Source organism: Pseudomonas sp. NIBRBAC000502773, assembly GCF_006517195.1.
Taxonomy (GTDB): Bacteria; Pseudomonadota; Gammaproteobacteria; order Pseudomonadales; family Pseudomonadaceae; genus Aquipseudomonas; species Aquipseudomonas marginalis.
Genome location: NZ_CP041189.1, coordinates 1,912,376 through 1,932,925, shown reverse-complemented (window position 1 = coordinate 1,932,925; position 20,550 = coordinate 1,912,376). Strand labels below are relative to the sequence as shown.

Annotated in this window: 18 protein-coding genes; 12 read left to right on the top strand and 6 right to left on the bottom strand. The window is 60.8% G+C overall.

Going from position 1 to position 20,550, the window contains the following annotated elements; all coding sequences use genetic code 11:
* Positions 1-74: 74 nt before the first annotated feature.
* The 5 genes from NIBR502773_RS08905 to NIBR502773_RS08885 form a co-directional block, all read right to left on the bottom strand.
* Positions 75-1,418 carry an imelysin family protein gene (locus NIBR502773_RS08905; RefSeq protein WP_141155880.1) on the bottom strand — a complete coding sequence of 448 codons (1,344 nt, stop codon included), beginning with the start codon at positions 1,416-1,418 and terminating at the stop codon, positions 75-77.
* A 126-nt stretch (positions 1,419-1,544) separates the two neighbouring features.
* A complete protein-coding gene (locus NIBR502773_RS08900) occupies positions 1,545-3,596 on the bottom strand; it encodes a bifunctional diguanylate cyclase/phosphodiesterase (protein ID WP_141155879.1) in 2,052 nt (683 codons plus the stop codon).
* 590 nt (positions 3,597-4,186) lie between these two features.
* Entirely contained in the window at positions 4,187-4,783 is a 597-nt protein-coding gene (locus NIBR502773_RS08895) for a superoxide dismutase (protein ID WP_003212997.1), read from the bottom strand.
* 178 nt (positions 4,784-4,961) lie between these two features.
* A complete protein-coding gene (locus tag NIBR502773_RS08890; RefSeq protein WP_141155878.1) occupies positions 4,962-5,561 on the bottom strand; it encodes a LysE/ArgO family amino acid transporter in 600 nt (199 codons plus the stop codon).
* A gap of 5 nt (positions 5,562-5,566) precedes the next feature.
* The gene (locus NIBR502773_RS08885; protein WP_141155877.1) at positions 5,567-5,968 is read right to left on the bottom strand and encodes an ACT domain-containing protein; all 402 of its coding nucleotides are present in this window, start codon (positions 5,966-5,968) and stop codon (positions 5,567-5,569) included.
* A gap of 100 nt (positions 5,969-6,068) precedes the next feature.
* On the opposite strand from NIBR502773_RS08885, the gene NIBR502773_RS08880 reads away from it, so the two are divergent.
* The 10 genes from NIBR502773_RS08880 (at position 6,069) to NIBR502773_RS08835 (ending at position 17,159) form a co-directional block, all read left to right on the top strand.
* A complete protein-coding gene (locus NIBR502773_RS08880; protein WP_141155876.1) occupies positions 6,069-6,962 on the top strand; it encodes a LysR family transcriptional regulator ArgP in 894 nt (297 codons plus the stop codon).
* Between the two features lie 52 nt (positions 6,963-7,014).
* Entirely contained in the window at positions 7,015-8,013 is a 999-nt protein-coding gene (locus NIBR502773_RS08875) for an NAD(P)-dependent oxidoreductase (RefSeq protein ID WP_141155875.1), read from the top strand.
* Positions 8,014-8,140: 127 nt separating this feature from the next.
* Entirely contained in the window at positions 8,141-8,986 is an 846-nt protein-coding gene (locus tag NIBR502773_RS08870; protein ID WP_141155874.1) for an ATPase, read from the top strand.
* A gap of 150 nt (positions 8,987-9,136) precedes the next feature.
* Complete coding sequence (locus NIBR502773_RS08865; protein ID WP_141155873.1) at positions 9,137-10,396, top strand: AGE family epimerase/isomerase; 1,260 nt, start codon at positions 9,137-9,139, stop codon at positions 10,394-10,396.
* A gap of 104 nt (positions 10,397-10,500) precedes the next feature.
* Positions 10,501-11,787, top strand: coding sequence for an ABC transporter substrate-binding protein (locus tag NIBR502773_RS08860; protein WP_027605591.1), 1,287 nt, complete (start codon positions 10,501-10,503; stop codon positions 11,785-11,787).
* A gap of 80 nt (positions 11,788-11,867) precedes the next feature.
* A complete protein-coding gene (locus NIBR502773_RS08855) occupies positions 11,868-12,776 on the top strand; it encodes a carbohydrate ABC transporter permease (protein WP_003175732.1) in 909 nt (302 codons plus the stop codon).
* A complete protein-coding gene (locus NIBR502773_RS08850) occupies positions 12,769-13,614 on the top strand; it encodes a carbohydrate ABC transporter permease (protein WP_092358420.1) in 846 nt (281 codons plus the stop codon). Before NIBR502773_RS08855 ends, NIBR502773_RS08850 begins: the two co-directional genes overlap by 8 nt.
* Before the next feature lie 2 nt (positions 13,615-13,616).
* Positions 13,617-14,777 carry an ABC transporter ATP-binding protein gene (locus tag NIBR502773_RS08845; protein ID WP_065939136.1) on the top strand — a complete coding sequence of 387 codons (1,161 nt, stop codon included), beginning with the start codon at positions 13,617-13,619 and terminating at the stop codon, positions 14,775-14,777.
* An 86-nt stretch (positions 14,778-14,863) separates the two neighbouring features.
* Positions 14,864-16,210, top strand: a complete 1,347-nt coding sequence (locus tag NIBR502773_RS08840) for a carbohydrate porin (RefSeq protein ID WP_027605594.1) — start codon at positions 14,864-14,866, stop codon at positions 16,208-16,210.
* A 103-nt stretch (positions 16,211-16,313) separates the two neighbouring features.
* Positions 16,314-17,159, top strand: a complete 846-nt coding sequence (locus NIBR502773_RS08835; RefSeq protein WP_141155872.1) for a D-hexose-6-phosphate mutarotase — start codon at positions 16,314-16,316, stop codon at positions 17,157-17,159.
* Positions 17,160-17,296: 137 nt separating this feature from the next.
* Here the strand turns inward: NIBR502773_RS08835 and NIBR502773_RS08830 are convergent, their stop codons facing one another.
* On the bottom strand, positions 17,297-18,157 hold the full coding sequence (locus tag NIBR502773_RS08830; RefSeq protein WP_169898656.1) for a MurR/RpiR family transcriptional regulator: 861 nt from the start codon (positions 18,155-18,157) through the stop codon (positions 17,297-17,299).
* 219 nt (positions 18,158-18,376) lie between these two features.
* On the opposite strand from NIBR502773_RS08830, the gene zwf reads away from it, so the two are divergent.
* On the top strand, positions 18,377-19,843 hold the full coding sequence (gene zwf / locus NIBR502773_RS08825; RefSeq protein WP_065939134.1) for a glucose-6-phosphate dehydrogenase: 1,467 nt from the start codon (positions 18,377-18,379) through the stop codon (positions 19,841-19,843).
* Complete coding sequence (gene pgl / locus NIBR502773_RS08820; RefSeq protein ID WP_027605597.1) at positions 19,830-20,543, top strand: 6-phosphogluconolactonase; 714 nt, start codon at positions 19,830-19,832, stop codon at positions 20,541-20,543. Before zwf ends, pgl begins: the two co-directional genes overlap by 14 nt.
* The last annotated feature ends 7 nt before the right edge of the window (positions 20,544-20,550 follow it).

Sequence of the window (20,550 nt, the reverse complement as noted above, 5' to 3'; positions counted from 1 at the left end):
GGGTGGTGGTCCTACTGTGAAAGGCAGGTAAAAAAAAGGCGGCCCGAAGGCCGCCTCATTCAACACCGCACTGATCAGAATTCGTGATCAGCGTTATCCGGGTTCAGGTCGCTGATGCCCAGCTTGCCGGCAGCGGCTTCGATCGAACCGGTCTGCTTGACCAGGGCGGCGATGGCGTCACGCACGATCTGGTTGCCTGCGTCGTTACCGGCCGCGATCAACTGGTCGTAGTGTTCACCTTTCTGAGCGTGATCAACCATGACCTGGATTTTCGCTTCGGTCGCCGCCAGGTCCGCTTTCAGCGCGGTGTCGGCAGCCGGGTCGGCCTTGGCCACCAGGGACGACAGGCTGGCGCCGGTCAGTTTGGTGCCGTCGACGCGGGTGTACTCGCCCAGGTAGACGTTGCGGATGCCCTTGGCGTCGTAGAAATGCGAGTAATGGGTGTTGTCGCTGAAGCAGTCCTGTTCGTCTTCCGGCGAGTTGGCTTCCAGGGAAACCTTCATGCGTTCACCGGCCAGTTCGCCCAGGGACAGGCTGCCCATGCCGAACAACATTTTGCGCAGGCCGTCGGTGGCAGGTTCTGCCTCCAGGGTGGCGCGGTAGTTGTCTTCGACGTTGGGTTTCCAGTTGCCGACCATTTCCTGCAGGTCGCTGACCAGCAGTTGGGTCACGGCGGTCAGGTAGGCGCGACGGCGCTCGTTGTGGCCGCCGGTTGCGCCGTCGCCGGTCAGGTAATCCGACGCAGGGCGGTTGCCGGCGCCTGGGCCGGTGCCGTTCAGGTCCTGGCCCCAGAGCAGGAATTCGATGGCGTGGTAGCCGGTGGCGACGTTGGCTTCGGAACCGCCCAGCTCATTGAGGCTGGCGAGTTTTTCCGGGGTGATGTCCTTCACGTCGACCTTGTCTTCGCCGACCTGGATCTCGGTGTTGGCGATGATGTTGGCGGTAGCGCCCGGGTTACCCAACGCGTGCTCGTAGGATGTGTCGACGTAGTCGATCAGGCCTTCGTCCAGGGGCCAGGCATTCACCTGGCCTTCCCAGTCGTCGATGATGGTATTACCGAAGCGGAACACTTCGCTCTGCAGGTACGGAACGCGCGCGGCAACCCAGGCGGCGCGGGCGGCCTTCAGGGTTTCGTCGTTCGGTTTGGCGAGGAAGGCGTCGATTGCGGTTTGCAGGGTTTTTGCCGTGGACTCGGCATCGCTGTACACCGCGAAGACCATGTCGGCGTAATGCGCAACCACGGCCTTGGCGGCCGCTTCGTCGACCTGGCCGGCAGGGGTGGCAGCCGCTGGAGCGGTAGTGCTGGCAGCCGGGGTCGGCGCCTGGTTTGCTGCGGGCTTGTCTTTACCTTCGCCGCAACCGGCGAGAGAAATGGCAATGGCCAGCAGACTGGCGGTGGCCAGGGGCATACGAATCATGGCGAACATCCTGCTTCGGTTGTTGATGGGCGCGCGGGGGTCGCGCAAAACTGCGACATAATGCGAAAGATTTGCATTTTGTGTAAAGAGTTATACGCGGGAAATATTCAGTATCGTTTTGCCCGGTCAGAGAATGGCCGCGCCATTGCGCTCGGCCTGCTTCAAAAAAGCCGCCAACTCTCGGGCCGGCAGGGGTTTGCTGTAGTAGTAACCCTGACCTTCATGGCAACCCTCGGAGATGATGTAGGCCTCCTGCTCCGCGGTTTCCACGCCTTCCGCGATGACCTGCATGCCCAGGCTTTTGCCCAGTTGGATAATGGCGCGAACGATGGTGGCATCGTCATCGTCGTCCAGCAGGTCCTGGACGAAGCTTTTGTCGATCTTGATCTTGTCCAGGGGCAGGCTTTTCAAATAGCTCAAGGAGGAATAGCCGGTGCCGAAATCATCAATCGCGATCAATGCCCCGGAGCGGCGCAGGCTCAACAGGTGTTGGGCGGCGGTGCTGATGTCTTCCATCAGGCCGGTCTCGGTGACTTCCAGCTCCAGGCTGCGCGGCGGCAGGCGGTAGATCTGCATCAGGTTGTTGACCACCCGTGGCAGCTCGGTGTGGTGCAACTGCACGGTGGACAGGTTGACCGCCATGCGCAGTTCGGTGAAGCCCAGGTCATGCCATTCGCGCAATTGTCGACAGGCCTGGTCCAGTACCCATTCGCCGATCGGAATAATGGTGCCGTTCTGTTCTGCCAGCGGGATGAACAGGTCGGGCGGCACCAGGCCGTGTTCCGGGTGCTGCCAGCGGATCAGGGCTTCCACGCCTACCACACGCTGGTCGCGATAGCTGATCTGCGGCTGGTAGACCAGGTGGAACTGGTCGCGGCTGAGAGCGTCGCGCAGGTCTTTTTCCAGCTCGCGGCGACGGCGCATTTCGCTGTCGACGCTGGCGATATAGAACTGATAGCGGTTGCGAGAGCGGCTCTTGGCCAGGGTCATGGTCTGTTCGGCTTTTTGCAGCAGCTTCTCGGTGCTGTCGCCATCTTCGGGAAACAAGGTGATGCCGATAGTGGCGCGCAGGCGAATTTCCTCGTGGTCGAGAGCGAACTCCGCCTCCAGGTCGTCGAGGATGCTTTGCGCCAGTTCGGCCGCTTCGTAGGGCTGGTCGATATCGGCCTGTACCAGCGCGAACTGGTCGCCCCCCAGGCGGGCGAGGGCGCCGAGGCGACCGCTGTGGGCGCGCAGGCGATCGGCCAGGGCCAGCAGCAATTTGTCGCCGGCCTGGTAGGTGAACTGCTCGTTGACACTTTTGAAGTCATCCAGTCCCACGCACAGCACCGCTACGCGGCGCTGGCGGCGGCCGGCGTCGATGAGGATCTTGTCCAATTGCTCCTGCAGTTTCTGGCGGTTGGGCAGGCCGGTGAGAAAATCGTACTGGGCCATGCGCAGCAGGCTGGATTCCGCCTCATGGCGCAGGTGGGTGTTGCGCTCGATGGATTCGAGCAACTGGTTGGCGGTGTTGATCCACAACCCCAATTCGTTGCGCTCGTGGCCCTTGAGTTGCGGGATCTTGTGCTCGCTGGGGCGGTCCGGGTTGATCGATGTCAGGTGTTCGATAATCCGCGACAGCGGCTTGGTCAGCAGCCAGTGGTACACCAGGTACAACACCAGGCCCATGGCCAAGGCGCGTAACACGCCGGAAATGAAGATGATCACCGAACTGATAATAAAGCCCTGGCCGTACGTGGCGGTGTCGAGGGTAATGCTCAGGTCGCCGTAATACTCGCTGTAGGGGCCTTTGCCGACCAAGGCGGTGGTAAAGGTGCGTTCCTGGCCAAGAATCAGGTCGGTGAGCCAGCGGCTGGGGGAGTGCTGCAAGGCGCGGCTTTTTTCTGCCAGCATGGTTTCGTTGGGATGGCCGATGGAGGCCATGCGCACCGCCTCGTCCTGGAACAGCCCCTCTATCACCTGCATGCCCATCTCGCGGTCCAGGCTATAGACGGCCTGGGTCGAGGGGTCACGAAACATGTCGAGGATGCGCTGGGCATCACCGGCCACGGCCTGGCGCGTCTTGTAGGCATCGAAAACGATCTGCGCCACGCTCAGCGTCACGCCCACGATCAACGCCGACAGCAGCACGACCCGTAGCAACTTCACCGACAAGCTGTTCTTGAGTTCCAGCTTCAAAGGGGCATTCCTTGTCTCATGCGGGTGGCCTTCAATATGCCATGAGTATTGGCAATCTGGTGATGGCAGTCAAAGGGACATTGCGGCTGGGGGGCTGTAGTCTATCGAAGGGCGTTCGGGAGGGGAGAGGGCGGATCATATCCGCCGCTCTCTTGCACAACACAGGGTTCAGGCGATTGCCTGATAGGCACTCTGCGCGGGATCGTCAGCAGGTTTATTAACCATTGTATCGCTCTGACGGCTGATGGACATCCTCACCTGGTTTTCCGGAGGCTCCCCCTTGGCCGCCGCCCCCGCCCGCCAAACTTGTGAGCAGTTGCATCCCCATTTTCAGCCCCATTTCTATCCCATCTCCCAATAGTGGGGTGGTCGCTGAGAGGGCCCTCTGCAACAAGTCATCACCACCACCCATTCCGGGCATACCGGCACCAGCCATAATTGCTACTCCTGAAAATAAACGAGAGAGTTATTTCTCTCACCGCTTGGGTGGCAGGTTCGTGCCGGTGAGTTCCACCTTTCCTGAATGGGGTTCTTTTTTCAGGCATAAAAAAGCCCGGCAATCGCCGGGCTCTTTCTACTGCAAGCGTCGCTTAGGCAGTGAAGGTCTTGCCTTCGAACTGCTCAGCCACGAACTTCCAGTTGACCAGGTTCCAGAACGCTTCCACATACTTTGGACGTACGTTGCGGTAGTCGATGTAGTAGGCGTGTTCCCACACGTCGCAGGTCAGCAGCGGGGTGTCGCCGCTGGTCAGCGGGTTGCCGGCGCCGATGGTGCTGGCCAGGGCCAGGGAACCGTCAGCCTTTTTCACCAGCCAGCCCCAACCGGAACCGAAGGTGCCGACGGACGTCTTGGTGAATTCTTCCTTGAACTTGTCGAACGAACCGAACGCGGCGTTGATGGCTTCAGCCAGCGCGCCGGTAGGTTGGCCGCCGGCGTTTGGTGCCAGGCAGTTCCAGTAGAAGGTGTGGTTCCAGACCTGAGCGGCGTTGTTGAAGATGCCGCCCGAAGAAGACTTGACGATTTCTTCCAGGGTCTTGCCTTCGAACTCGGTGCCTGGCACCAGGTTGTTCAGGTTCACGACATAGGTGTTGTGGTGCTTGTCGTGGTGGTATTCCAAGGTTTCCTTGGAGATGTGCGGCTGCAGGGCATCGTGTGCGTAGGGCAGCGGCGGCAATTCGAAAGCCATGATGATTCTCCTAATCAGGTCAGTTGCGGTGAGCGCAAGGCCGATCACGGGCGGCCAAACAAGCGCCGGGGAGTTTGTACTCTTTGCGGCGCAGGGTCCGGATCATAGCACCGGGGGTGCGGCAAAACCACGCAACAACTGTGTGGGATAGAGGTTCCAGAGCGTTTTGGAATATTCATCAGGCGCTGATCAATTGATAGGCCACGCTGAACATCATCACCGCTACCAACAGGTCCAACAGGCGCCATGTCGCCGGGCGTGCCAGCCACGGCGCCAACCAGGCCGCGCCGAGCGCCAGGGTGGCGAACCACAGGAACGATGCACTCGCGGCCCCGGCCACGTAGGCACCGGGTTCGGTTTGTTGCGCGCCCAGTGAGCCGATCAGCAGCACGGTATCCAGGTACACATGAGGATTGAGCAACGTGACCGCCAACGCGCTGAGCAACACGGCGCGCAATGAACGGACCTTGAGATTGCCGCCTTGCTCCAGGCCCTGTGTCGAAAACGCCCGGCGCAACGCCAGGGTGCCGTACCACAGCAGGAACGCGGCGCCGCCCCAGCGGGCAATTGCCAGCAGCAGCGGGTTTTGGGCCAGCACCGTCGCCAGGCCGAATACCCCGGCGGCCACGAGCAAGGCGTCGCACACCACGCACAACGCCGCTACCGGCAGGTGATGTTCACGGCGCAGGCTTTGCGCCAATACAAATGCGTTTTGTGTGCCGATGGCCATGATCAACCCCAAGGCCACCAATAATCCGTTCAGATAGCTTTGCCACATAACCATTACTCCGAAGTCGCTGCCAGTTGCCGCAATACGTCCATGGCTCGCTCGGCATCCGCGCGGCCGACGAACAGGTGGTCGTGGTAGTAGCCGGCGATCACGTTGCAACTGATCCCGGCCTTGCCGAGTGCGCTGGCGAAGGCGGCCGTCAGGCCCACGGCTTGCAGCGCTGAATGCACATTCAGGGTGATCCACGCGGCGATGTAGTCGAACGCCAGCCCTGCCTGTTCCGCCTGCCGGCGCTCCAGAATCAGGGTCAGGCCTTCCTGTTCGCGAAAGCTGCCGATGGCCTCGCAACCGGCCGGTATACGATGCTCAGGCAGGGTGCAGAACACGTAGTCACCGTCATTGAGCTGCGGGCTCATGCTGCGCAGTAGGGTTGCCAGGGCGGTTTCGCCAGCCATGGTGAAGGGTCCTTATAAAGAGAGAAGCGATGCTGGCTATTCTCATGGCCCAGGCTGTATAAGAAAAACCAATAGTGCTGATCGCTCATTAGAGAAACTGATGTTCGACTATAAATTGCTTTCTGCCCTGGCGGCGGTGGTGGAACAGGCCGGCTTCGAGCGCGGTGCCCAGGTATTGGGGCTGTCGCAATCGGCGATTTCCCAGCGCATCAAGTTATTGGAAGCACGCATCGGCCAGCCGGTGCTGGTGCGGGTTACGCCGCCGACGCCCACCGATATCGGTCGACGTTTGCTTAACCATGTGCAGCAGGTGCGGCTGCTGGAGCGCGACCTGCAAAGCCAGGTGCCGGCGCTGGACGAAGAAGGCATGCCTGAGCGCCTGCGCATCGCCCTGAATGCCGACAGCCTGGCCACTTGGTGGGCCGAGGCGGTGAGCGATTTTTGTGCCGAGCAGCATTTGCTGCTGGATCTGGTCGTAGAAGACCAGACGGTGGGGCTCAAGCGCATGCGCGCCGGCGAGGTGGCCGCCTGCATTTGCGCCAGTGAGCGCCCGGTGGCCGGAGCCCGCAGTCTGTTGCTCGGCGCCATGCGTTATCGAGCGTTGGCCAGCCCTGCGTTTGTTGCACGGCATTTCCCCAACGGTGTGCGTGCCGAGCAACTGGCGCGCACACCGGCACTGGTGTTTGGCCCGGATGATTTCCTGCAGCACCGCTACCTGGCCTCTCTGGGCGTGGACGGCGGTTTCGAACACCATTTATGCCCATCGTCCGAAGGCTTTATCCGCCTGGCGGAAGCCGGGCTCGGCTGGGGGCTGGTGCCTGAATTGCAGGTGCGCGACCAGCTGGAAAAAGACGTGCTGGTCGAGTTGATGCCAGATAAGCCCATCGATGTGCCGTTGTACTGGCATCATTGGCGCAGCGGCGGGCAGCTGTTGGGCCTGTTGACCGACCACCTGGCCCAAGCCTGTGGACAATGGTTGGTGCCGTTGGACTGATGGCGGTCGTCAAGGCAACAGCGATGAAAAATGAAAGAACACGGGGTAATACATGAAGATTCTGGTCACCGGCGCAAGCGGCTTCATCGGCGGGCGCTTTGCGCGTTTCGCTCTGGAGCAGGGCCTGGACGTGCGGGTCAACGGGCGGCGCGCCGAGGGGGTGGAGCACCTGGTTCGACGTGGTGCCGAGTTTATCCAGGGTGACTTGAGTGATGCCGACCTGGTGCGCGACCTGTGCCGCGATGTCGAAGCCGTGGTGCATTGTGCAGGCGCCGTGGGCTTGTGGGGAAAGTATCAGGACTTCCATCAAGGCAACGTGCTGGTGACTGAAAACGTCGTGGAAGCCTGCCTCAAGCAGCGCGTGGGCCGTCTGGTGCACCTGTCGTCGCCGTCGATCTACTTCGACGGGCGCGATCACCTCGGGTTGACCGAAGAGCAAGTCCCCAAGCGCTTCAAGCATCCCTATGCGGCCACGAAGTACCTGGCCGAACAGAAAGTGTTCGGCGCCCAGGAGTTCGGCCTCGAGGTGCTGGCCCTGCGCCCGCGTTTCGTCACCGGTGCCGGTGACATGAGTATTTTTCCGCGCCTGCTGAAAATGCAGCGCAAGAACCGCCTGGCCATCGTCGGCGACGGTCTCAACAAGGTCGACTTCACCAGTGTGCACAACCTCAACGAAGCGCTGCTCAGCAGCTTGCTGGCCACCGGTTCGGCCCTGGGCAAGGCCTACAACATCAGCAACGGCACGCCGGTGCCGGTGTGGGATGTGGTCAATTACGTGATGCGCCAAATGGAGTTGCCCCAGGTGACCCGTTATCGCTCCTACGGCTTGTCCTACAGCGTGGCGGCGCTTAACGAAGCCTTTTGCGCAATGTGGCCCGGTCGTCCGGAGCCGGCGTTATCGCGCCTGGGCATGCAGGTAATGAACAAAGATTTCACCCTCGACATCAGCCGGGCCAGGCATTATCTGGATTACGAGCCCAAGGTCAGCCTGTGGACCGCCCTCGACGAGTTCTGCGGTTGGTGGAAGGCCCAGGATCCCGGGTTCAAATAAGGTCACAACAGGCAACACATCGGGAACCGAATTCCAGGTTCCGGGTCGATCAACGCGACGGGCTTGGGGTTTATACTCCCGTCGCTCGGCTTTCCAGCCAGCTAACTCACCGATTCAGGGTTGATTCATGCGTAACGATGCCAAAGACGATTTCGACAACATTCCCAGCCTGCGGGCCGATCTTGGGGATGACGATGATTTCGAACCTTCCCCGGCCACCTCGGTGCGTTCGCGCAATACGCCCGTGGTCAAGGTCAAGGGCGCCAGCACCGGCCCGCTGTGGGCATTGATCGGTGCGCTGCTGATCGCCTTCGCCGGCCTGGCCTGGTGGAGCTTCCAGCAGATTTCCCTGATGGGTCAGCAGTTGGTTGCCACCCAGGAAAGCTTTGCGCGCATCAGCGAAGAAGCGGCAGGGCGCCTGCAGGACATTTCCGGCAAGGTCGTAGCCAGTGAAGCCAATGTGAACAACGGCAGCGAAGCACTGAAACTGCAGATCAAACAGCTGGAAACCCAGTTGCTGGAGCAGGGCAAGCAGCAGCTCGGCGTTGCCGGCCAGGCCACCGAGCTGGACAAGCGCCTGGCGCAAATGACTGCCAGCACCACTGAGCTGTCGGGCGCCAATGCCAAGCTGCAGGGCCAGGTGCAAGCCTTGACCGATGCAGTGGCCACCCTGAAGGCTGCGCAGGGCGATGCCGGCAAGCGCGATACCGAGATAAAGGAATTGGTCGCTGATGTGGCGGCCTTGAAAAAGCAAGGTAACCCGAGTGCAGCCATCGCCCGTCTTGAGCAGGACCTCGTGGTACTCAAAAGCGCCCAGGACAGCCAGCCGGCCAACAGCGATGCGCCGACCAACAAGGAGTTCGACGTGTTCCGCATCCAGACCACCCGCAATATCACCACCTTGCAGAGCCAGGTGCAGAACCTGAATCAGCGCCTGAATGCGCCGGCGGCGGCAACGCCGCTCGGCCAGTAATATCGGGCCTGTGGCAAGCTTGCTCGCCACAGGCCGCCTAGCGGCTTGAATGTCACCGTCTGGTGACATTTCCCATCCCCTTCGTTACTTGCCCCCACCTTGCCCTTGTTTAGACTCCGGTCATCCCACAAACAATAATAAGGGCCACCCATGACCACGCGACCACTGCCTGCCAGCAGTTGGCTGAATGCACCTGTCCATCACGCCTGGCTCGCCGCCGAAGGGCAGCGCCTGCTGGCCTTCGCCAAGGCCTCCCGTCTGCCTGAGGGGTTTGGCAACCTCGACGACAAAGGCCAGTTGCCGGCCGATGCCCACGCCGAAACCATGAATACCGCGCGCATGACCCACAGCTTCGCCATGGCCCATGCCATGGGCTTGCCGGGTTATGCCGAATTGGTGGCGCACGGTGTTGCGGCCCTGGGCGGACCTTTGCGTGACAGCGAACACGGTGGCTGGTTCGCCGCGCCCCAGGCCCTGGACGGCAACACCGGCAAGGCGGCCTACCTGCATGCGTTTGTCGCCCTGGCTGCCAGCTCGGCCGTGGTAGCGGGCGCGCCTGGCGCGCAAAATCTGCTGAGCGACGCCATTCATATCATCGACCAGTTCTTCTGGAGCGAAGAGGAGGGCGTGATGCTCGAATCCTTCGCCCGGGACTGGAGCGGCGTCGAAGCCTATCGCGGCGCCAACAGCAACATGCACGCCACCGAAGCCTTCCTGGCCCTGGCCGATGTCACCGCCGACACACGTTGGTTGGACCGCGCCCTGCGCATCGTCGAGCGAGTGATTCATACCCACGCCGCCGCCAACCAGTTCATGGTGATCGAGCATTTCGACGCGCAATGGCAACCCCTGTTCGATTACAACGAAGATAACCCCGCCGATGGCTTCCGCCCGTATGGCATCACCCCTGGCCATGGCTTTGAGTGGGCGCGGCTGGTGCTGCACCTGGAAGCCGCGCGCCTGCAGGCCGGGCTGGCCACGCCGGACTGGCTGCTGAGCGCCGCCAAGGGTCTGTTCGCCAGCGCCTGCGACTATGCCTGGGCCGTGGATGGCGCCCCCGGTATCGTCTACACCCTGGACTGGAACCACCGCCCGGTCGTGCGCGAGCGCCTGCACTGGACCCACGCCGAAGCCAGCGCCGCTGCCCAGGCCTTGCTCAAACGCACGGGTGAGCTGCATTACGAAACCTGGTACCGGCGTTTCTGGGAATTTTGCGACACCCATTTCATCGACCGCCTCCACGGCAGCTGGCACCACGAACTCAGCCCGCATAACCAGCCCAGCAGCACCATCTGGGGCGGTAAACCGGACCTGTACCATGCCTGGCAAGCGGTCGTGCTGCCTGCACTGCCCCTGGCCCCGAGTATGGCCAGCGCTTTAGGCGCTGGGTGTTATGTCACCAAGTGGTGACATTTGTGCATCCCTTTGTTACCTGTGCTCGAAAAAACCATGTTTAAACTCCGTGCAGCGCAAGCTCCAGACTTGCATGCATAACAACAAGAAAAGGTATTCAGATGAACGCGATTAATCGCCTCGCCGTAGCTATTTCCGTTGCCTCGTTGTTTCCCCTCAGTGCATTTGCCGCCGACTCCAAAGGGACGGTTGAAGTTGTGCATTGGTGGACCTCGGGTGGCGAAAAAGCGGCTGTAGATGTCCTGAAGGCCCAAGTCGAGAAAGACGGCTTCACCTGGAAAGACGGCGCCGTCGCAGGTGGCGGTGGCGCTACTGCCATGACCGTGCTGAAAAGCCGCGCGGTCGCCGGCAACCCGCCAGGCGTTGCCCAGATCAAAGGCCCCGACATCCAGGAGTGGGCATCTACCGGCCTGCTCGACACCGACGTCCTGAAGTCCGTCGCCAAAGACGAAAAATGGGATTCCCTGCTCGACAAGAAAGTCTCCGACACCGTGAAGTACGACGGCGACTACGTTGCCGTACCGGTCAACATCCACCGCGTGAACTGGCTGTGGATCAACCCGGAAGTCTTCAAGAAAGCCGGTATCACCAAGAACCCGACCACCCTCGAAGAATTCTACGCCGCCGGCGACAAGCTCAAAGCCGCAGGCTTCATCCCGCTCGCCCACGGTGGCCAGCCTTGGCAGGACAGCACCGTGTTCGAAGCGGTGGTCCTGTCGGTAATGGGCGCCGATGGCTACAAGAAAGCCCTGGTCGACCTCGATAACGCTGCGCTAACCGGCCCGGAAATGGTCAAGTCCCTGACCGAGCTGAAGAAAGTCGCGACCTATATGGACGTCGACGGCAAAGGCCAGGACTGGAACCTCGAAGCAGGCAAGGTCATCAACGGCAAGGCCGGTATGCAGATCATGGGTGACTGGGCCAAGTCCGAATGGACCGCCGCCAAGAAAGTCGCCGGCAAAGACTACGAGTGCGTAGCCTTCCCGGGCACCGACAAAGCCTTCACTTACAACATCGACTCCCTGGCGGTGTTCAAGCAGAAAGACAAAGGCACTGCCGCTGGCCAGCAGGACATCGCCAAAGTCGTGCTGGGTGAAAACTTCCAGAAGGTGTTCAGCATCAACAAGGGCTCGATACCTGTTCGCAACGACATGCTGAACAAAATGGACTCGTACGGTTTCGACTCCTGCGCCCAGACTGCAGCCAAGGACTTCCTGGCTGACGCCAAGACCGGTGGCCTGCAGCCAAGCATGGCGCACAACATGGCCACCACCCTGGCGGTGCAAGGTGCGTTCTTCGATGTCGTGACCAACTACATCAACGACCCGAAAGCCGACCCGGCCGACACCGCCAAGAAACTCGGCGCTGCGATCAAGTCTGCCAAGTAACGGTTGACCTTGTGAGGGGGATCCCTGACCCCTCACAAGGCGTGCTTCTGTAGTCCTTTTTCCCTGTATTGGATTTCCCCATGAGTTCTGTTGCTGTGTTCAGCAAAGCCTCGCCGTTCGATGCACTGCAGCGCTGGCTACCCAAACTGGTGCTGGCGCCCAGCATGTTCATCGTGTTGGTGGGTTTCTACGGCTACATCCTGTGGACGTTTGTGCTCTCGTTCACCACCTCTACGTTCCTGCCAAGCTACAAATGGGCGGGTCTTGCGCAATACGAGCGGTTGTTCGACAACGACCGCTGGTGGGTAGCGAGCAAGAACCTGGCGCTGTTCGGCGGGATGTTCATCGGCATCACCCTGGTGATCGGCGTGACGCTGGCGATTTTCCTCGACCAGAAAATCCGCCGCGAAGGCTTTATTCGCACCATTTACCTGTACCCGATGGCGCTCTCGATGATCGTCACCGGTACAGCCTGGAAATGGCTGCTCAACCCGGGCATGGGCCTGGACAAACTCCTGCGTGACTGGGGCTGGGAAGGCTTCCGTCTCGACTGGCTGATCGACCCGGACCGCGTGGTTTACTGCCTGGTGATTGCCGCCGTGTGGCAAGCCTCCGGTTTCATCATGGCGATGTTCCTCGCCGGCCTGCGTGGCGTTGATCAGTCGATCATCCGTGCCGCCCAGATCGACGGCGCAAGCCTGCCGCGCATCTACTGGAGCGTGGTGCTGCCGAGCCTGCGTCCGGTGTTCTTCAGTGCGGTGATGATCCTGGCGCACATTGCGATCAAGAGCTTCGACCTGGTGGCGGCCATGACGGCCGGTGGCCCGGGCTATTCGTCCGACCTGCCCGCCATGTTCATGTACTCGTTCACCTTCAGCCGTGGCCAGATGGGCATGGGCTCGGCCAGTGCAATCCTGATGCTCGGTGCGATCCTCGCGATCATCGTGCCTTACCTCTACTCCGAGCTGAGGACCAAGCGTAATGACTAGTCTCACTGCCAAACCTGCCATCAGCCTGAGCCGCATCGCGATCTACGCGGTGTTGATCCTCGCTGTGCTGCTTTACCTGGTACCGCTGGTGGTGATGTTGCTCACCAGCTTCAAGACCCCGGAAGACATCAGCACCGGCAACCTGCTGAGCTGGCCGACCGTGGTCAGCGGCATCGGCTGGGTCAAGGCCTGGGCCACCGTGGATGGCTACTTCTGGAACTCGCTCAAGATCACCGTGCCGGCCGTGCTGATTTCCACCGCCATCGGTGCATTGAACGGTTATGTGCTGTCGTTCTGGCGCTTCCGTGGTTCGCAGCTGTTCTTCGGCTTGCTGTTGTTCGGCTGCTTCCTGCCGTTCCAGACCGTGCTGCTGCCCGCGTCGTTCACCCTCGGCAAGATGGGCCTGGCCAGCACCACCACCGGCCTGGTGTTTGTGCACGTGGTGTACGGCCTGGCGTTCACCACGCTGTTCTTCCGTAACTACTACGTGAGCATCCCGGATGCGCTGATCAAGGCGGCACGCCTGGACGGGGCCGGTTTCTTCACCATCTTCCGTCAGATCATTCTGCCGATGTCCACGCCGATCATCATGGTCTGCCTGATCTGGCAGTTCACCCAGATCTGGAACGACTTCCTGTTCGGTGTGGTGTTCTCCAGTGGCGACTCCCAGCCCATCACGGTGGCGCTGAACAACCTGGTCAACACCAGCACCGGGGCCAAGGAATATAACGTGGATATGGCGGCGGCGATGATCGCCGGGCTGCCGACCCTGCTGGTCTATGTGATCGCAGGCAAGTATTTCGTGCGCGGCCTGACGGCCGGCGCGGTCAAGGGGTAATCATGGCTACGCTTGAACTTCGCAATGTAAACAAGACCTATGGCGCCGGCCTGCCCGACACCTTGAAGAACATCGAACTGTCGATCAAGGAAGGGGAGTTCCTGATCCTGGTCGGCCCTTCGGGTTGCGGTAAGTCCACGCTGATGAACTGCATCGCCGGCCTGGAGACCATCACCGGCGGCGCGATCATGATCGGCGACCAGGACGTCAGCGGCATGAGCCCCAAGGATCGTGACATCGCCATGGTGTTCCAGTCCTACGCGCTGTACCCGACCATGAGCGTGCGCGAGAACATCGAGTTCGGCCTCAAGATCCGCAAGATGCCCCAGGCCGACATCGACGCCGAAGTGGCGCGCGTGGCCAAGCTGCTGCAGATCGAACACCTGCTCAACCGCAAGCCGGGCCAGCTCTCCGGCGGCCAGCAACAGCGCGTGGCCATGGGCCGGGCCCTGGCGCGTCGGCCGAAGATCTACCTGTTCGACGAACCGCTGTCGAACCTCGACGCCAAGCTGCGCGTCGAAATGCGTACCGAAATGAAGCTGATGCACCAGCGCCTCAAGACCACCACCGTCTACGTGACCCACGACCAGATCGAAGCGATGACCCTGGGCGATAAAGTGGCGGTGATGAAGGACGGCATCATCCAACAATTCGGCACGCCGAAAGAAATTTACAACGACCCTGCTAACCTATTTGTGGCAAGCTTTATCGGTTCACCACCGATGAACTTCGTGCCTATGCGCCTAAAACGCAAGGACGGGAAGTTGGTGGCGCTGCTCGACAGCGGCCAGGCGCGATGCGAATTGCCGCTGGGTATGAACGACGCCGGCCTGGAAGACCGTGATGTGATTCTGGGCCTGCGCCCGGAGCAGATCGTGCTGGCGGCGGGTGAGGGTAATGGTTCGTCGAGCATTCGTGCCGAGGTCCAGGTCACCGAGCCGACCGGCCCGGACACACTGGTGTTTGTGCAGCTCAATGACACCAAGGTCTGCTGCCGTTTGGCGCCTGATGTGGCGCCGCAGGTGGGCGAGACCCTGACACTGCAATTCGATCCATCCAAGGTATTGCTGTTCGACGCCAACACGGGCGAGCGCCTCGGCACTGCTTCTTCATTGCCCGCACAGGGGCATGCGGACAACGTGGCCCAATTCAAAGGTCGCTGAAGTAGATAAGTTGTTGTTTTAGATGAAAAAAAGTAACCCGCGTTAGATAAAAACAGTTTAATAACAATAAAGACGAGGATGTAGGGATGAAAAAGCAACACAACAACACTCGGCTGATCTGCCAACTGTCAGCAGCAGCAGCCCTTGTACTGTCCGCCAATGCGATGGCGGCCGATGCATTCAGTGCCGACTCCAAGTGGATGACCGGTGATTGGGGCGGCGAGCGTACCAAGCTGATCGAACAAGGTATCGACATCAAGGCTGACTACGTAGGGGAAATGGGCGCCAACCTGCGCGGCGGCTACAACGACGACAAGACCGGCCGTTACTCCGACCAGTTTGGGTTGGGCGTGGCGCTGGACCTGCAAAAGCTGTGGGGCTGGGATAACACCCAGGCCAAGATCCAGCTGACTAACCGTAATGGCCAGAACATCTCCAACGACCGCATTGGCGACCCGCGTGCCGGCACGCTGAGCTCGTCCATGGAAGTCTACGGTCGTGGCCACATGGTGCGTCTGACCCAGTTCTGGATTCAGCACCAGATGTTCGACAACAAGCTGGACGTGAAGCTCGGCTACTTCGGTGAAGGCGAAGACTTCAACACCTTCCCGTGCGACTTCCAGAACCTGTCGTTCTGTGGCTCCCAGGTCGGCAACTATGTAAATACCTGGTACAACTGGCCGGTCAGCCAGGCCGCGATCCGCGTGAAGTACAACATCACGCCTGAGCTGTATGCGCAAATCGGTGCGTACAACCAGAACCCGTCGCAGCTGGAGCACGGCAACGGCTTCAAGCTCAGCGGCAGCGGCACCAAGGGCACCGTGATTCCGGTGGAGTTGGTCTGGTCGCCGAAGGTGAATAACCTGCCGGGCGAATACCGTGTGGGTTACTACAAGAGCGCCGCCGATGCTGCTGACGTTCGTGAAGACGTCAATGGCAACGATGCTGCCACCACCGGTGCGGCCTACCGTACCCGCAGCAGCAAAAAAGGCTACTGGTTCGTTGCCCAGCAGCAGCTCACCACCCATAACGGCGACGCTTCCCGTGGCTTGAACATCGCTGCCAACGCGACCTTCCACGACAAGGAAACCAACCTGGTCGACAACTACCAGTCGTTGATGCTGGTGTACAAAGGCCCATTCGACGCGCGTCCAAAAGATGACGTCGGCATTGGTGCTGCGCGTCTGCACGTCAACGATGACGTGAAGAAAAACGCCGAACTGCTGAATGCCGCCAACGGCGTGGCCGACTACGACAACCCGCTGTTCTCGCCGATCCGCGAAACCGAGTACAACTTCGAAATCAACTACGGCTTCCACGTCACCAACTGGCTGACCGTGCGTCCCAACCTGCAATACGTTGTCCAACCGGGCGGCGTGGATAAAGTCGACAACGCGCTGGTGGCGGGCCTGAAAATTCAGTCTACGTTCTAACGCTGTTGCGATAAGCTCCTTCTCTCTGTGCGCATTTTGCGGGTAGCCATGGCTATCCGCTTTTTTTTGAGTGGCACTGTGACGATATTCAGGACCGTGGCACATGCATGAGCAACCGCTGCAACGCTTTTTCAAATCCCTGCGCGAGCGTCCGGTGTTCGCCTGGGAGCGCTTTCAGATGCGCGACGTGTTGGTGATCGACCATCCGCTGTGCCAGGCGGTATTCAGTCGCCAGGGCGCGCAACTGCTGCACTTTCAGCCCCGTGGCCAGAAACCCTGGCTGTGGTGCGCGGCCAAGTGGCCGCAAGTCGGCGCCATCCGTGGCGGCATACCGGTGTGCTGGCCGTGGTATGGCCGCCATCCGAGCGAAAACGCTTGGCCGTCCCATGGTTGGGCGCGGTTGATCGACTGGAAGCTGCTCGACAGCAGCAGCGACGACGACGGCGTGCGCCTGCACTGGCAATTGCAGCTGTGTGACTGGCAGGTCGACCTGTACGCGCACCTGGGCGACACGCTGGAACTGCGCCTGAGCACCGAGCATCAGGACGAGTTGCCGTGCCAGTTGAGCCATGCTTTGCACGCTTACTGGCGTATTGGTCACGTCGATGAGATAGCGCTGTCTGGGCTCGACGGCGCGCACGGTTACGACCAGCTCAATCGCCAGGCGTGCCAGCAGGAAGGCGAGTTACGAGTGGATGGCGGGTGCCAGCGGGTGTTCCAGCACGATGGCGAACTGCACCTCAAGGATCATGCCTGGCAACGTGAACTGTGCATCGATACCGGCGACAGCGCCGACACCGTTGTATGGCATCCGGGCAGCCGGCCGCTGCTGGGGGTGAGTTTCAACGAGGCGTCGGGGTTTGTGTGCGTGGAGTCGGCAATGGCGGGGGCGAGTCTGGCGCCGGGGGAGAGGGCGCATCTCAGTTTGCAGGCACGGGCTGGGGTTTAGCGGTGTGGTTGATGGCCTCATCGGGGGCAAGCCCCCTCCCACAGTTTGATTTGTGAATACCTTCATAATGTGGGAGGGGCGGTGCGACGATTCGACTTGCCCCCGATGAGGCCAGTGAAGCCAGCACACAGGCTGGCTTAGTTGAACTCATCCCCCACCGGATACCGGCTGTCATTCAAGCTCTCTTTGATCTTGCGCAAATGCGGCTGGAAATCCACCCCGCGGCGCAAGGTCATGCCGGTGGCCAGCACATCCAGCACCGTCAACTGAATGATCCGTGAGGTCATCGGCATATAGATGTCGGTGTCTTCGGGCAGCGGAATGTTCAGGCTTACGGTACTGGCCTTGGCCAGCGGCGAGTTCTCGGCGGTTACGCCCAGCACCGACGCACCGTTTTCCCGGGCGATACGCGCCACTTCCACCAGCTCACGGGTGCGCCCGGTGTAGGAAATAATCACGAACAGCTCGCCCGTGTGGGCCACCGAGGCGATCATGCGTTGCATCAGCACGTCGGCGTGGGCGGTGACCGCCAGGTTGAAGCGGAAAAACTTGTGCAGCGCGTCCATGGCCACCGGCGCCGAAGCGCCCAGGCCGAAGAAGTGGATCTGCCGCGCCTGGATCAACAGGTCCACGGCCTTGCTGATCAGGGCCGGGTCCAGGGCCTGGCAGGCGGCGTCCAGCGAGGCGATGGCGCTGCCAAAGATCTTCTGGGTGTAGGCCTCGGGGTTATCATCGGCCTCCACGGCGCGGCTGACATACGCTGCGCCACTGGCCAGGCTTTGCGCCAACTGCAATTTAAGTTCAGGGTAACCGCTGACGCCGAACGAACGGCAGAAACGGTTGACCGTCGGTTCACTGACCGAGGCGGCCTGGGCAAGGGCTGCGATGGAGAAGCGGGTCGCCTGCTGCGGGTTGAGCAGGATGACCTCGGCCACTTTTTTCTCAGCCTTGTTCAATTCTTCGAGGCGGTTCCGGATCTGTTCCAGAAGATTTCGCACGCGGTCCATTCAGTCTTTCCTTCGGGCGACGATGCAAATAAAGGGTGGCAACCAATCGACGAGTGGCCTTTTGCGGTGGCCTATCCTACTGAGGGTAGCTGAACACCACCACTCGGAATGCGTATTTCGGGAAAATGTTGTGGTTATTACTACATTTTTCCTTGAGTGATGCCTTGAAAAAAGGTATTTGTAGCTTAACTTGATAAAAGAACAAACATCATGCCTTCGATAACCGTAGAACCCTGCACCTTTGCCCTGTTTGGCGCCTTGGGTGATCTGGCGCTGCGCAAGTTATTTCCTGCCCTCTATCAACTCGATGGCGCCGGGCTCCTGCACGACGATACCCGTATCCTGGCCCTGGCCCGGGAAGCCGGTTCCGAGCAGCAACACCTGGCCCATATCGAAAAAGAATTGCGTAAATATGTCGGCAAGGAACTGGACGAGAGCATCGCCCAGCGTTTCCTGGCGCGCCTGACCTATGTCCACGTCGACTTCCTGAAAGCCGATGACTACGTGGCCCTGGCGGAAAAGGCCGGCACCGAGCAACGCCTGATTGCCTACTTCGCCACGCCTGCGGCGGTGTACGGTGCGATCTGCGAGAACCTGTCCAAGGTCGGACTGGCGGAAAACACCCGCGTCGTGCTGGAGAAACCCATCGGGTCGGACCTGGAATCCTCGCGCAAGGTCAACGATGCCGTGGCGCAGTTCTTCCCGGAAAACCGCACCTACCGTATCGACCACTACCTGGGCAAAGAGACCGTCCAGAACCTGATCGCCCTGCGTTTCGCCAACAGCCTGTTCGAAACCCAGTGGAACCAGAACTACATTTCCCATGTGGAAATCACCGTGGCCGAGCAGGTCGGCATCGAAGGCCGTTGGGGCTATTTCGACAAGGCCGGCCAGCTGCGCGACATGATCCAGAACCACCTGCTGCAACTGCTTTGCCTGATCGCCATGGACCCGCCGGCCGACTTGTCCGCCGACAGCATTCGTGACGAGAAGGTCAAGGTGCTCAAGGCCCTGGCGCCGATCAGCCCGGATGGCCTTACCACTCAAGTGGTGCGTGGCCAGTACATCGCCGGCTACAGCGCCGGCAAGCCGGTGCCGGGTTACCTGGAAGAAGAGAATTCCAACACCCAGAGCGACACCGAAACCTTCGTCGCCCTGCGCGCCGATATCCGTAACTGGCGTTGGGCCGGGGTGCCGTTCTACCTGCGTACCGGCAAGCGTATGCCGCAGAAGCTGTCGCAGATCGTCATCCACTTCAAGGAACCGTCTCATTACATCTTCGCCCCCGAACAGCGCCTGCAGATCAGCAACAAGTTGATCATCCGCCTGCAGCCGGACGAAGGCATTTCCTTGCGCGTGATGACCAAGGAGCAGGGCCTGGACAAGGGCATGCAACTGCGCAGCGGGCCATTGCAACTGAATTTTTCCGATACCTATCGCAGCGCGCGCATCCCCGATGCCTACGAGCGTTTGCTGTTGGAAGTGATGCGCGGCAATCAGAACCTGTTTGTTCGCAAAGATGAAATCGAAGCCGCGTGGAAGTGGTGTGACCAGTTGATCGCCGGGTGGAAAAAATCCGGTGATGCGCCCAAGCCGTATGCGGCGGGGTCCTGGGGGCCGATGAGCTCGATTGCACTGATCACGCGGGATGGGAGGTCTTGGTATGGCGATATCTGAATTGAAACTGCCTCGGGGCGTGACTGCCCACGAGTACCGCACGCCTGTGCTGCTGGCGGACGGCCTGGCCAACGACGTGGCCGAACAACTGCGCGCGGCCATCAGTGCCCGTGGCGAAGCGACCCTGGTGGTGTCCGGTGGCCGCAGCCCCGTGGCGTTTTTCCAGAACCTGGCCAAGCAAGGCCTGGACTGGTCCAAGGTCACCATCACCCTGGCCGATGAGCGCTGGGTGCCGGTGGAACACGCCGACAGCAATGCCGGCCTGTTGAAGCAGCACCTGTTGCAAGGCCCGGCGGCCAAGGCCAGGTTCCTCAGCCTGTACAGCGCCGCCGCCAACCTTGAAGACGCTGCCGAGCAGGCCGATCGCCTGCTGGCCGAGCTGCCGGCCATTGATGTGCTGGTGCTGGGCATGGGCGATGACGGCCACACCGCATCGCTGTTTCCCAACAGCCCGAACCTCGCCGCTGCACTGCAGGCCGACGGTACCCGCCGTTGCTGGCCGATGCTGGCGCCGACCGTGCCGCACCAGCGCCTGACCATGAGTCGCGCATTGCTGGCCACGGCCCACTACACCGCGCTGTCGATTTCCGGCAGTTCGAAATTGACCACCTTGAGCGCCGCGCTGGCCAGTGACGACGTCGCTGCCATGCCGATTCGCGCGTTTTTGCAACCTACTTTAGAGATTTACTGGTGCCCATGAGCCAAGG